Raw genomic sequence first — 12,430 nt, forward strand, 5'->3', positions numbered from 1 at the left:
CCCCCCCCCCCCCACCCCCCCCCCCCCCCCCCCCCCCCCCCCCCCCCCCCCCCCCACCCCCCGCCCCCCCCCCCCCCCCCCCCCCCCCCCCACGGCCCTGGCCCGCGCTGCGTGCGCACCCAGCTCCTCAACCGAACCGGTACCGGACACGACTGGACGTCACCCCCTCTGCCCCCGCGACGGTGTTGGTCACTCCCCCACTGTGGCACCCGTCACCGACATCGCAATGCCGGTGGGCCAAGTGCCCGAACGCTTGCGCCGCACCCTAGTTGGGGCCTCGGCGGGCGTCATCCGGATGGCCGAGCCGTCACCCGATGGAATGGCTTTGGGTAAAGCTGCTGACGTGCCGCTGCCCGGGCGTCCGGTGATACGGCGGCCTCTCCGGGAGCCCTTGACACGCCTGTGCCCGGCGCCTCCGTGAAGGGCCGGGCACAGGTACGAAGGTGCCTCAGGCCTCTTCGGCGGCCTTACGGGCGATGTCCGTGCGGTGCTGGGAGCCGTCGAGCCGGATGCGGCCCACGGCGGCGTAGGCACGCTCTCGTGCCTGCGTGAGGTCCTTGCCGGTCGCCGTCACGGACAGCACGCGCCCTCCGGCGCTGACGACCGTGTCGGCTTCCTGCCGGGTGCCGGCGTGCAGGACGAACGCGTGCGGCGCATCCTTCGCCACCACGTCGGCGAGGCCCTCGATGGGGTCTCCCGTGCGGGGCGTGCCCGGGTAGTTGTGCGAGGCGATGACCACGGTGACGGCGGCGTCGTCGTGCCACTTCAGCGCGGGTACGACGTCCAGGGTGCCGTTGGCCGAACCGAGCAGGAGCCCCGCGAGCGGCGTCTTCAGGCGGGCCAGGACCACCTGGGTCTCCGGGTCGCCGAAGCGGGCGTTGAACTCGATGACCCGCACACCGCGCGAGGTGATCGCGAGGCCCGCGTACAGCAGCCCCGAGAAGGGCGTACCGCGGCGGCGCAGCTCGTCGACGGTCGGCTGCAGGACGGTCTGCATGACCTCGTCGACCAGCTTCGGGTCGGCCCACGGAAGCGGGGAGTACGCCCCCATGCCGCCGGTGTTCGGGCCCTCGTCGCCGTCCAGGGCGCGCTTGAAGTCCTGGGCCGGCTGGAGCGGCAGCACCGTGGTGCCGTCGGTGATCGCGAAGAGGCTGACCTCCGGGCCGTCGAGGAACTCCTCGATGACCACACGGTCGCAGGCCAGGGCGTGCGCCCGCGCGGCTTCGACGTCGTCCGTGACGACCACGCCCTTGCCGGCCGCGAGACCGTCGTCCTTGACGACGTACGGGGCTCCGAAGGCGTCCAGGGCCTCGTCGATCTCGGCGGGTGTGGTGCAGACGTAGCTGCGGGCGGTCGGGACGTTGGCCCCGGCCATGACGTCCTTGGCGAACGCCTTGGAGCCCTCCAGCCGGGCAGCCTCGCCCGAGGGGCCGAAGCAGGGGATGCCGGCCGCGCGCACGGCGTCGGCGACACCGGCGACAAGCGGTGCCTCCGGACCGACGACCACCAGCTCGGCGCCCAGCTCGGTGGCGAGGCGCGCGACGGCGTCGCCGTCGAGTGCGTCGACCGGGTGCAGTTCGGCCACCTCTGCGATTCCGGCGTTGCCGGGGGCGCAGTACAGCGCGGTGACATCGGGGTCGAGGGAGAGAGAGCGGCACAGGGCGTGTTCGCGGGCGCCGCCGCCGATGACGAGGACCTTCACGGGGTGCAGCCTAGCCGCCGGGGACCGGCCGCCTCGACGGGCGCCGCTCCGTGGACGGACCGGGGGCCGAACCGTGGACGGACCGGGTGCCGACCCGTGGGGTACGCACCGGGCCGTGGGGCCGGTTACTCGTTGGTGAACTCCTCGACGACCGTGGCGCCCAGCTCGCGGACGATCAGGTCGTGCCCGGAGAGCGCCGAGTCGACCAGGTCGGGATCATCCGCCTCGGCGGTGTCGTCCTCGGGCGCGACCGACCGCGGCGGCTCGGGGGCCCCGCGGTCGTAGGAGGACTGCTCGGGGCGCCCTTGCTGCTGCGCCGGGGGCTGCTGGGCGGGCGGCGGGGCCTGCTGGACGGGTGCGGCCGGCCGGGACTCGTACGACGGAGCCGGCGGCGCGGGCGGGGGCTGGTACGGGGCGGCCGGAGGCCTGCCGCCGCCACCACCGCTCTGCGCGGGCTGGCCGCCGCCGCCCGACGGGTCGACGACCGCGTCCACCTTCCACTTGGCGTTGAACTGCTCGGCGAGCGCCTGCTTGAGCACCTCTTCGCTGCCGCTGCTCGAAAAGGTGTCGCGGGCTCCGGCGTTGAGGAAGCCGATCTGCAGGGTGGCGCCGTCGAAGCCGGTGACCTGGGCGTTCTGGCTGAGCAGGATCCAGGTGAAGCGGCGGCGGTTCTTCACGGCCTCCAGGATGTCCGGCCACATGTTCCGCACCTGGGCCGCGCCCTGCGCCATGTCCTGACCGCCGCCGGACGCGGGCGCCTGGGCCGCCGGGGCCTGGGCCGGCGCCGCGGGCGGCTGGACGGGTGCCGGGGCCTGCGTCTGCGGGACGCCGCTTCCGGGCGCGGAGGCGGTCGGCCAGCCGCCGGGCCGACGCGCCGCTTCCGCGCCTGCCCCGCCGCCGGCTCCCGCTGCCGCGGGCCAGGCGCCGGGACGCTGGCCGGGCGCGGGGGCCGGAGGCTGCTGGGCCACGGGCTGGTGGACGGGATTCTGGTGGACGGGACTCCGGGGGCCCGCAGGTGCTTCCTGCGGGGGCGCCGGAGGGGCCACGGGCGCGGCGGGCGCGGGTGCGGCCTGGGGCACCTCGACGGGGACCCCCGGAGCCTCGCCCCGGGCCGCCGCGCGGGCTGCGGCGGGGCCTCCCGCTGCGGGCATCCCGACACCGCCCCCATGGGCCTCAGGACCCGGTACGTACCCCATGGCCGGACCGGCCCCGGCCGAGGCGAAGGACGCGCCGCGCTCCAGCTTGTCCAGCCGCGCCTGGAGCGAACGCTCGTCGTCGAAGGCGGCGGGCAGCAGCACCCGGGCGCAGATCAGCTCCACCTGGAGCCGGGGCGAGGTCGCCCCGCGCATCTCGGTGAGCCCTTCGTTGACCAGGTCGGCGGCGCGGCTCAGCTCGGCGGCGCCGAAGACGGACGCCTGGGCCTGCATCCGCTCCACCACGTCGGCGGGAGCGTCGATGAGCCCCTTGTCCCCGGCATCCGGCACGGCGGCCAGGATCACCAGGTCGCGCAGCCGCTCCAGCAGGTCGGCGACGAAGCGCCGGGGGTCGTTGCCGCCCTCGATCACCTGGTCCACGACCTCGAAGGCCGCCGCCCCGTCGCCTGCGGCGAAGGCGTCCACGATCGAGTCGAGCAGGGTCCCGTCCGTGTAGCCGAGGAGTGAGGTCGCCATGGCGTATGTCACACCGTCGTCGGCGGCGGAGGCCAGCAGCTGGTCCATGACGGACATCGAGTCACGCACGGATCCCGCGCCGGCCCGCACCACGAGCGGCAGCACACCGTCCTCGACGGAGCTGTTCTCCTTGCCGCACACCTCCGCGAGGTAGCCGCGCAGCGTCCCGGGCGGCACGAGCCGGAAGGGATAGTGATGCGTACGCGACCTGATCGTGCCGATGACCTTCTCGGGCTCGGTGGTCGCGAAGATGAACTTGAGGTGCTCCGGCGGCTCCTCGACCACCTTCAGCAGGGCGTTGAACCCGGCCGGGGTGACCATGTGCGCCTCGTCGATGATGTAGATCTTGTACCGGCTCGACGCGGGCCCGAAGAACGCCTTCTCCCGCAGGTCACGGGCGTCGTCCACGCCACCGTGCGATGCGGCGTCGATCTCGATGACGTCGATCGAACCCGGCCCGTTGCGCGCGAGGTCCCGGCAGGACTGGCACTCCCCGCAGGGAGTCGGCGTAGGTCCCTGTTCGCAGTTCAGACAGCGGGCCAGGATGCGCGCGCTGGTCGTCTTCCCGCAGCCGCGCGGCCCGCTGAACAGATACGCGTGATTGACCCGGTTGTTCCTCAGGGCCTGCTGCAACGGGTCAGTGACATGCTCCTGACCGATGACCTCGGCGAAGGACTCGGGGCGATAGCGGCGGTACAGCGCAAGGGACGACACACATACGAGGTTAAGGGGACGGACCGACAACCGGTCCCGCCCTGACCGAGCGCCCGGCGGACATCACACACCCGGACACGCAAGGGCCCCCCACGCACCCGCCAGAGCCAACCTACCCTTGCTGCCTTCCGGCCCTGGGGGAGTTCAGTCAGATAGCGCCACGTGAGGGGCTGACGCCCACCTTAACCGATCCCGACCCCCCGCCGTCCACCCGCTCCCCGGCCCCACCCCTCCCGACGGACCTCCTGAGGACCGTCCGGAACGATCTCCGGGGAACGTGTTCGCGAGCACCCTCCAACGTCTTGTATTGTTTGCCGCGGAGGATTCGCCTAGTGGCCTAGGGCGCACGCTTGGAAAGCGTGTTGGGGGCAACCCCTCACGAGTTCGAATCTCGTATCCTCCGCCATTGCTCTCACCGGGCAATACGTCGAAGGGCCCCACCGCTTGCGGTGGGGCCCTTCGACGTTGGCTCAGCCCTCGTTGTTCTGGTCTTTGTCCACAGGGGCGCTCGATGCGGGCCCCCAGATGGCATCCGCGAGCTTCTGCGCCACGTCCTTCAGCATGGCGTCAGGCACGTGCAGGTACCGCGCGCGCATCCGTGAGGACGTACCCGCCTCCCATCCCATGATCTGGTCGATCACACGGTCCGGGATGCCGAGCAGCATGAGGACCGTGGCAGCGGTGTGCCGGGCGTCATGCAGGCGCCCGTCCCGTACGCCCGCGTCATCGAGCAACTTCTTCCAGTCGTGGTAGTCCGTGTTCGGGCTGAGCGGCCCCCCGAGCGGCTTCGTGAACACATAGTCCGACTCGGTCCACAGGTTGCCGGCGGTCTTGCGCTCCCGGGCCTGGGCATCCCTGTGCTTCCGCAGCATCACGACCAGGGGGCCCGGCAGGGGCACCGCACGACGGCCGGCGCGCGACTTGGTGTTCTTCGTCTCGCGCCGCACCTGCTTGCGGTCCGGGCAGTATCCAGCCTTCCGGCCGCAGGGGGCTGCTTCCTTGCACCCATGCTCGTACTTGGGGCGCAGCCGATTCCGGCGCAGCTTCAGGTACTCGTGGTCCAGGTCCACATCGACCCAGCGCAGGCCCAGCGTCTCCCCCTGCCGCAGACCGAGGGCCAAGGCCAGCATCCAACGGGCGCTGTTCCGGCGCTCGTTCACCTTGATCAGCAGGCTCTGCACCTCGTCGACGGAGTAGGGCTCGATCTCCTCCTCCGGCTCCTCCATCCGCGGCGGCTTGGCCAGGGCGGCGGCGTTCTTCGCTGCGTGGCCACGGCGCACCGCCTCGCTGAGGGCGGTACGGGCGGTGCGGTGGGCTTGGTGGGCAGTGGCCGCCTTGCTGCCGTTCTTCTGCATCCGGCGGTACAGGCTCTCCAGGTGTTCCGGCTCAAGGCGGTCGATGCGGTGCTTGCCGATGCCGGGCACGAGGTGCACACGAACCGCCACCTCGTAGCCGTCGTATGTGTTCTCGCTGACGACGTCCTTGGCGATGTTCTCGACCCAGTGCCACAGCCACTTCTCAACCGTCCACAGCTTGCCGGGCTGCTGTGCGGTTCCCTGGTCGCGCTGCTTCTCCAGTCGCTTGACCTCTGCGGCCAGAGCGTCCTCGGTCGGGCGGGTGATGTGCCTGCGGTAGGGCTCGCCGTTGTCCTTGTAGCCCATCGGTACCCGGGCGTGCCAACGGCCGTCCTTACCGAAGTAGACGGCTGTTTCACCGTTTGCCCGGCGGGTGCGCTTCTTCTCCGCCACGGGCGGACTCCTTCGAGTTCAGGTGTGAATGCGGGACGCCGCCCGGCTGGGGCGGCGTCCCGCATGTGAGGTGGTTCAGGCGGCGTGCCGCTCGGCGCGACGGCGTGCGAGGTACGCAGCCGGGGCATCGGCGGGGACACGGCGAAGGCTGCCGATCGTCAGCGACTCCAGAGCGCCCGAGCGGATCAGGGCGAAGCAGGTGGTCCGGCCAACTCGGAGACGGCGGGCGGCCTCCTCCACGGTGAGCAGGATCAGCGTCGAGTCGTCCGCCGCATGGGGTACGGCTGCATGGATCTGGTACACGGGCTCGCTCCTTGGCGGTGAGATAGCACGAGATGTGTCCGAGGCTGTGATTTCTGCGTCACCACGTCATCCGCGTCACTCGTGACCTCTGACCTGCGGTTACGTGATGACGCAGCCGGTTGGGAGTGCGTCATCGATGACGCAGGCGTGCGTCATGAGGTGGTGTGGGGTGACGCAGGTGACGCGGGGTGACGCAGCCGAAGCCGTCCTGCGTCACCCCGATCGCAGCAGTTCAGGGGCTGTTTCGGGCCTTGTGGTGACGCGGGTGACGCAGCCTTCCCTTTCTTAGGAAAAAAGAGAGGTGGTGTCTGTTGTGGTGTGGTGCTGCTCAAGGCGTGAAGTGGGGAGCCGCTTCGCGGCGCGACCCCCGGGCGGCGTTCCGCCGAACAGCAAGAGGAGCACCCACCTCGCCATGGCGCGTGGTGCTCCTCTTGCTTGTCCGAACCCGGTCGCCGGTGCGGGTCAGAGCGACTGCTGCTCGTGGGGCGGCAGGGCGGGGCGTCGGGTCATTTCGACGTACCGGCCCGCTTTGGTGCGGCCCCAGTCGACGAGAACGCCTCGGGCGGCGAGGGTGGGCTGAAGACGCTTGAGACGGTCGGAGAGGACTTTCCCGGTTGTGGGCCACCCTTTGGGCAGCGGACGGCAGTCGTCGCCGCCGTAGAGGCCGCTGAGGAGGTGCAGCCACTCCGAGGACGTCATCCGCGTCTCGGTGCCGGGGTCGAGGTCGGCGGCGTGCTTGAGGACGGTCTGCGCGAGCAGGTCCCCTTCGATGACGTCGTCGTTCAGCTCGTCCAGGCTGCTGCGGTAGGCAGGGAGCGTGCCGAACCCTGTGGCGGCGTCGATCTGTGCGCAGAGGTGGGCGAAGTCCGCCATCCTCAGGTCACTCGGGATGTCCGCCTCAGTCGCCCGGACCTTGACCGTCAGGTCGAGGAGAGAGCCGAGGATCACGGGCAGGGCTTCTTCGAACTCCCGCCACAGCTCCGCTTCGGTCCGCCGCACGCTCGGGCGTTCCAGACGCAGCGGCAGGAGACGTTCGGCGAGGTCGGGGCGGATCACGCCGACGTCGATCCCGGTCAGCAGGAGAGGGCGGCGGTAGCGGGAGCGGACGACGTCGCCGTCGCTGAACAGGGCCCTTTTGATGCTCTCGGCTCCGGTGACGATGCAGCACATGAGGTCGGAGAGGTCCGGGGCCAGGTGCGAGAGGTTGTCCAGCGCGGTGACCCATCCTGCGGCGACGGCCGTGATCAGGTTCTCTTCATCCTTCGGGGCCCGGCGCAGGTCGCCGGTCATGCCCTCGATGATCCGCACCAGCATCCGGCCGGCCGTCGACTTCCCCGCACCCTGCGGGCCGGTGAGGAACGGGGCCGGGACGGGGACGGACGGGCCCAGGCAGCCGATGAGCCAGGCCAGGGCCAGGCTCTCGGTGTCGGCGGTGGCGAAGTTCGTCAGCCGCAACAGCTGGTCGATGCCCTTGCCCTCGGTGTCCCGTGCGGGCATCGGGAGTTCTCCGGTGAGCTGGGTGCGCCGCCAGCACACCTCACGCGGGTCCGGAACCTTGACCTCCCACCCGTTGGGGTGGATGCGGACGGACTGCCCGTCGTCGCGGCCCAGGTCCAGCCACGTCGCCCCGTCGAACCCGGGGGCGACACGGATGTGCGTGGGCTGCACGTCCTGACTCAGCGCGAGTGCTTCGATCAAGTCCAACGCCTCCTTGAGCGACGTCCCGTTGAAGACGCCGACCCCGTCGTTGAAGAGGTCGACCATGAGTTCCTGCCGGTGGCTGCCGGTCGTGCCCTGGGAGCGGATCGGGCGGGCCACGGGGTGGCCGAGCCGCTGGGCGTAGACGGTGCCCTCCGTAGTGCGGAAGTACCGGAAGTGCGCCTGCGCGTACTCGGTGATCACCTCACGCGCCGGAGTCTTCTCGTCCTCGGACATGACTCACATCCCCAATGCCGTGCGTGCGTTGGACCACGCATCCGAGCAGTGCCGGACGGTCTCACCCTTGGCCTGCGCGGCAGCGAACAGCCGAGCGGCGTGGGCCTCGGTGAGGCACCCGCACCAACCGTGGGCGGACAGGACGGCGAGGAACGTCCGGTACACCGTCGCGTGCACCCCGCCGGGCGCCCCGGTGATCCGCTGCTCCGCCATCGCGATGCCCCGCTCCAGATAGGCGGGGGTGCGGTGGCGGCACTCCCCGCCCCCGGTAGGTACGGGCACGGTGACGGGCCGGACCGGCGACGGCTTCTTGACGACCAGGGCCCGCACGGCATCGGGAAGGTCGGTCATGGTGCCGGTGCCGGGGCCGAGCCACCGGGCGTAGACCATGGTCGACTTGATGTCGACGCCGTCGCGCACCGCGTTCGCGGACTGCATCGCACCCTGGTAGATCCAGTGCTCGCCCCGCGTGGTGGGCACGGTGCGGGTGGCGGGGAGCGTGCGGCGGGCCCAGGTGACGGCGTCGGCGTGGTCGAGGTCAACGACGGTCAGGCCGATGCCGCCGGGGTGGTAGGCCACGGCGGCCGCGTGCTTCCAGGCCGGTGCCCATGCGGGACCGGTGAGGGTGGCGGGGTCGGTGGTGGCGGCGGCCCACGCGTGGCAGGGGTGAGGGCAGTGGCAGGGGCCGGGGGTCTTCATGTTCGGCCGGCCGCCGCAGGTGTTGTCACGACAGGCGGGGCAGTTCCCGAACGGGACCTTCCCTGCCCGCAGGGGCAGCACGGGGATCGTGCGGGCGGCCAGGTCGAGGGCGGTAGCGAGCAGAGGCCCGTCAGGTGCTCGCCGGATCGGGACAGGTTGAGTCATGCTGGGTGTCTCCAGTTCTGTGATGAGTGCTGGCAGACGACGGCGGCCCCGGACTTTGGCGAGACGGGGGCCGCCGTCGGCGTAGCTAGCCGTGGAAGTGGTTGCGCTTGAAGACGGCCTTACGGATGTTGACCGTCGTAGTGCCACGCTCCCTTCCGGCGGTGAGGACCTGGACGGCGATCCAGCCGCCGAAGATGACGGCGGCCAGGATGATGAGCTGCTGGACCAGAGCGGCGAGTGCGGCAATGAACGTGGTCAACAGGACCAGCCCACCGCAGACCGCGGCGAACCCGATCCCACCGAGCGCGATGTTCACCGCCGTACGCGACACGAGCGGCTTGGCCCTGACCGGCTCAGGCCGGGTGTGGTCGATGGCGTATCCGGTAATGACCCGCCCGTCCGGCAGCACGATCGACGTCACCGACGGCACGCCGCCGGGCTGCACCGGGACGACCGGAGCGGCCGGGTACGGCGCGAGGGGGGTGGGCTGGTAGATGGTCACGGCCCGTTCGGCGGGGCGGTGGCCGGTGTTCTCGGGGAACATGCGGAATCCCTTCCTCTGCTGGGCCAGGGAGGCGGAAGCACCCCCTGCGGGGGGCGCCGCGAGGGGGCTTTGGGGGTGTTGAGCTGGGGTGACTCCCTGCCTCCCTGAACATCATTTGTGCAGGTCAGGTCCAGGGAGGCGGGTCAGGGAGGCGTTCAGGGAGTTCTCCCTGCCTCCCTGACCCGTCCCGGGCCGGCTCCCTGTGATCAGGAAGCGGAAGCGGAACCGTCGGTGTCCCGGTTCGCGAGTGCGCGGGCGATGCGCTCACGGCCCACGACCATCCGGCCGTCCGACTTGTACGGCTCGGCGGCGGTGCCGTCGAGGACCCGCTTGAGGTCGGCGTGCGTCCAGCTCCCGTAGCTGTCCTCGGACAGCACCGCGAGGCGCTGCAGCACGTCCTGGGTCAGGACCCGGTTCGTGTCCCCGATGACTGTGGCGATGTCGGCGAGCGGGTCCCGCTCCTCGTCGCGCTCGATGACGTGAAGGGTGGTGACCCCGTCCCGCATGGCTCGGGCGCGGGCGGTGATGAGGGCGGCTTCGTCGGTGTCGATGAAGTGGGTCCGCACCGTGATGGACGCCTGGCCGGCCGGGATCGCGATGCCATCGGAAGCGACGACCAGCGTGCCCTTGTCCAGCCCCGGGCGGAGCAGGTTCGGGGCGGCCCCGCCATCGACAGCCTTGTCACCCAGGGCCATGCGAGCCTGCGACTCGGTGCCCAGCGCGAGCGAGGCACGGGTGTGGGCACCCTCGCGGACCAGCTTGGGAAGGTTCTGGTCCGTGGGGTCCTGCGTGCCCTGCCACAGCGTCACGTTCACGGCCCGGCCCTGGTTGTGAATCTTCCGGGCTGCCATGAAGTAGCGGGAGGTGGCCTTGGACCCGCCGTAGGGGCGCTTCTCGCTGTCGACGACCGGGCACATGAACGCCACCTGCGCCTCGTCGACCAGCAGCACGAGCGGCGGGAACACGGTCCCGGGCGCGGCCTGCAACCGGCGCTCCATCTCGCTCACGCCGCCTTCCAGCATCTCGGTTGCCTGGACGACGTGGTCGTCGGTCGGGCCCTGGATGAGCACGGTGGCCAGGCCGTCGAACATGGCCCAGTCCCCGGCGCCCTTGAGGTCGGCGAGCCGGAACTCCACCGTCTTGTCGAGCGCGAGCCACAACGCGAGGGCGCGGAGTGCGGCGGTCTTGCCTTGGTTGGACAGGCCGGTGATGAGGAGGTGGCGCTGGTAGAGGCTGAGGGCGGCTGCGTCGCCGCGCAGGTCCTGGCCCCACGGGGCGCGGCCGGTCTTGTAGTTCGCGGTGAGGTCCTGGTCGGTGGTCAGCGGGGACGGGCCGATCGGCTCGTCCAGCGCACCACTGTCCGCGACCCAGAGCCGGACGGTGCGCGCGGCCTGCGGGATGGTGATGAACACTTCGTGCTCGTGCCGGGACAGGTTCTCGGCGAGCTTGCGGCGCCGGTTCTGTACTTCGTTGGTGGAGACACCGGAGGGCAGGGTGACATCCACTTCGACCCCGCATCCGGCGATCCGGATCGGGCCCAGCATGGATGCGCCGGCGTCGCCCATCTCCTTGATGGCGGTCCGCAGCGGAGCGACACCGAGGTTCCGGAGCGCGAGGACGACGATGGACGGGGTGATCGGCTCACCGTCACCGGAGCGGACGTTCGCGGGGAGGGCCCATTGGGGTGCTGCCTGCTGGTTCTTGCCCACGGCCCAGAGGCCGAGCAGGACGGCCCACGGGCCGATGGTAACGAGGGGGCCCCAGGTCACGGTGATGATGAAGACGATCCAGCGGACCAGCTCGATGAGCGCCATGGTGGGGGCGCCGATGTCGGTCCAGTCCTTGTTGGCGACGGCGAGCATGATGCCGAGGAGCAAGAGGCCACCGGCCCCGATGCCAGCACCGGCCGCGATGCCCTTGGCGGCATCCATGGGGGCGGTGAGCAGGTCCATGCGGCGCCGGTGGCGTTCCTGGCGGAAGCGCTGCCCGCGCTCTTCCCACTCGGTGGCGGCCTCCATGTTCCCTGCGGCTTCCGCCGCACGGAGCATCCGCTCATACCTCGAGGCGGTGCGGCCCTCCCACGTGCGGCGGGCCACGATCCTGGTTCCGCCCAGCACGTAGAGCCCATGGCGGGCGGTGGCCCGGCACGCGGTCTTGGTGGTCTCGTGGGTGGCCACCGTGCGGATACCGCGTGCGGAGCGCACCCACAGGGGCACAGACGGCTTTTCAGCGCCCGGAGTTGCTACAGCAGCCGTCTCGGCCGGAGCGGGCGCCACGGGGGCGGGGGTGGTCTTTTCGAAGAGGGGAACGACGTTGTCGCTCATGACGGAACGACTCCTGACTGCCCGGGGATGCCAGGGCGAGGAAGGTGGAAGGTGCTGGGGGTGGGGGTCAGGCTGCGGCGGCGGGGACGAGGCGGCCGGCGAGGTACTCGGAGCCGTACGCCTCCTTCTCGTCGGCTTCCAACGCCCGGTCGATCTCACGGCTCTGCCGGCGCGACAGGCGCTCGACACCGAGGTCGTGCCGCAGACCGGCAACGAGCCGGTCACGGACGCCCTTGCGGCTGGTCTGCATCGCGTGGACCAGTTCGTGCACGAGGGTGATGGCGAACGTGGCTTCGTTGGGATGCTGGTCGACGTTGATGACGACCAGGACCCCGCCGTCGGCGAGCGGGATGGACCGCCCGGCGATGTCACGGGCGTACCGCTTCGCGTCCCGCAGCGCCCTGGCCTGCATCCTCTTGTCGGTGCATCCGGCGGTCTCCCACTCGGCAGCCGTGCTCACCTCGGCCAAGTTCCGCTCCGAGGTGAGGACGACCTGCACGTCGGGCATCCGGCCGGCAACCGCCCGGCCCACGATCCGCACGGCCTCTTCGCTCAGGCGCTTGGCGGTGCGCAGGGTGGATCCGTAGCCGAAGAGCTTGTGTGTGCTGACGTCCAGCTTCACTGCA

9 protein-coding genes, 1 tRNA gene and 1 other RNA gene are annotated in these 12,430 nt (G+C 71.0%); 1 reads left to right on the forward strand and 10 read right to left on the reverse strand.

All coding sequences use genetic code 11. The features are described from left to right. Nucleotides 1–448: 448 nt before the first annotated feature. From purD to ffs, 3 genes are all read right to left on the reverse strand, one after another. Nucleotides 449–1,702 (reverse strand): phosphoribosylamine--glycine ligase, encoded by a 1,254-nt coding sequence (gene purD / locus ACZ32T_RS13905; protein ID WP_467273094.1) that lies wholly within the window; start codon nt 1,700–1,702, stop codon nt 449–451. Nucleotides 1,703–1,827: 125 nt separating this feature from the next. Next, nucleotides 1,828–4,086 carry a DNA polymerase III subunit gamma and tau gene (locus tag ACZ32T_RS13910; RefSeq protein WP_467367008.1) on the reverse strand — a complete coding sequence of 753 codons (2,259 nt, stop codon included), beginning with the start codon at nt 4,084–4,086 and terminating at the stop codon, nt 1,828–1,830. A gap of 79 nt (nt 4,087–4,165) precedes the next feature. Further along, nucleotides 4,166–4,260: signal recognition particle sRNA small type (ffs, locus tag ACZ32T_RS13915), an RNA gene on the reverse strand. A gap of 144 nt (nt 4,261–4,404) precedes the next feature. On the opposite strand from ffs, the gene ACZ32T_RS13920 reads away from it, so the two are divergent. Next, nucleotides 4,405–4,492: transfer RNA gene (locus tag ACZ32T_RS13920), tRNA-Ser, on the forward strand. Nucleotides 4,493–4,556: 64 nt separating this feature from the next. Here ACZ32T_RS13920 and ACZ32T_RS13925 read toward each other — a convergent pair. The 7 genes from ACZ32T_RS13925 to ACZ32T_RS13955 all read right to left on the reverse strand — a co-directional run bounded on the left by ACZ32T_RS13925 (nt 4,557) and on the right by ACZ32T_RS13955 (nt 12,426). After that, nucleotides 4,557–5,834: a tyrosine-type recombinase/integrase gene (locus ACZ32T_RS13925; RefSeq protein ID WP_467367010.1), complete on the reverse strand. Its 1,278-nt coding sequence runs from the start codon at nt 5,832–5,834 to the stop codon at nt 4,557–4,559. A 75-nt stretch (nt 5,835–5,909) separates the two neighbouring features. Then, a complete protein-coding gene (locus ACZ32T_RS13930; RefSeq protein ID WP_467367012.1) occupies nt 5,910–6,137 on the reverse strand; it encodes an excisionase family DNA-binding protein in 228 nt (75 codons plus the stop codon). A 462-nt stretch (nt 6,138–6,599) separates the two neighbouring features. Continuing rightward, entirely contained in the window at nt 6,600–8,072 is a 1,473-nt protein-coding gene (locus tag ACZ32T_RS13935) for an ATP-binding protein (protein WP_467367014.1), read from the reverse strand. A gap of 3 nt (nt 8,073–8,075) precedes the next feature. Further along, nucleotides 8,076–8,936, reverse strand: coding sequence for a bifunctional DNA primase/polymerase (locus ACZ32T_RS13940; protein WP_467367016.1), 861 nt, complete (start codon nt 8,934–8,936; stop codon nt 8,076–8,078). Between the two features lie 85 nt (nt 8,937–9,021). Beyond that, nucleotides 9,022–9,480 carry a hypothetical protein gene (locus ACZ32T_RS13945; RefSeq protein WP_467367018.1) on the reverse strand — a complete coding sequence of 153 codons (459 nt, stop codon included), beginning with the start codon at nt 9,478–9,480 and terminating at the stop codon, nt 9,022–9,024. Nucleotides 9,481–9,686: 206 nt separating this feature from the next. Next, nucleotides 9,687–11,804, reverse strand: a complete 2,118-nt coding sequence (locus ACZ32T_RS13950; protein WP_467367020.1) for an ATP-binding protein — start codon at nt 11,802–11,804, stop codon at nt 9,687–9,689. 67 nt (nt 11,805–11,871) lie between these two features. After that, the gene (locus ACZ32T_RS13955; protein WP_467367021.1) at nt 11,872–12,426 is read right to left on the reverse strand and encodes a hypothetical protein; all 555 of its coding nucleotides are present in this window, start codon (nt 12,424–12,426) and stop codon (nt 11,872–11,874) included. Between the last annotated feature and the right edge of the window lie 4 nt (nt 12,427–12,430).

It is taken from the genome of Streptomyces sp. NPDC023573 (assembly GCF_055559735.1).

Bases quoted from the DNA above. Each gene is read 5' to 3' on its own strand.
- ACZ32T_RS13935 (WP_467367014.1), bottom strand. From the start codon at position 8,072: ATGTCCGAGGACGAGAAGACTCCGGCGCGTGAGGTGATCACCGAGTAC.
- ACZ32T_RS13940 (WP_467367016.1), bottom strand. From the start codon at position 8,936: ATGACTCAACCTGTCCCGATCCGGCGAGCACCTGACGGGCCTCTGCTC.
- ACZ32T_RS13945 (WP_467367018.1), bottom strand. From the start codon at position 9,480: ATGTTCCCCGAGAACACCGGCCACCGCCCCGCCGAACGGGCCGTGACC.
- ACZ32T_RS13950 (WP_467367020.1), bottom strand. From the start codon at position 11,804: ATGAGCGACAACGTCGTTCCCCTCTTCGAAAAGACCACCCCCGCCCCC.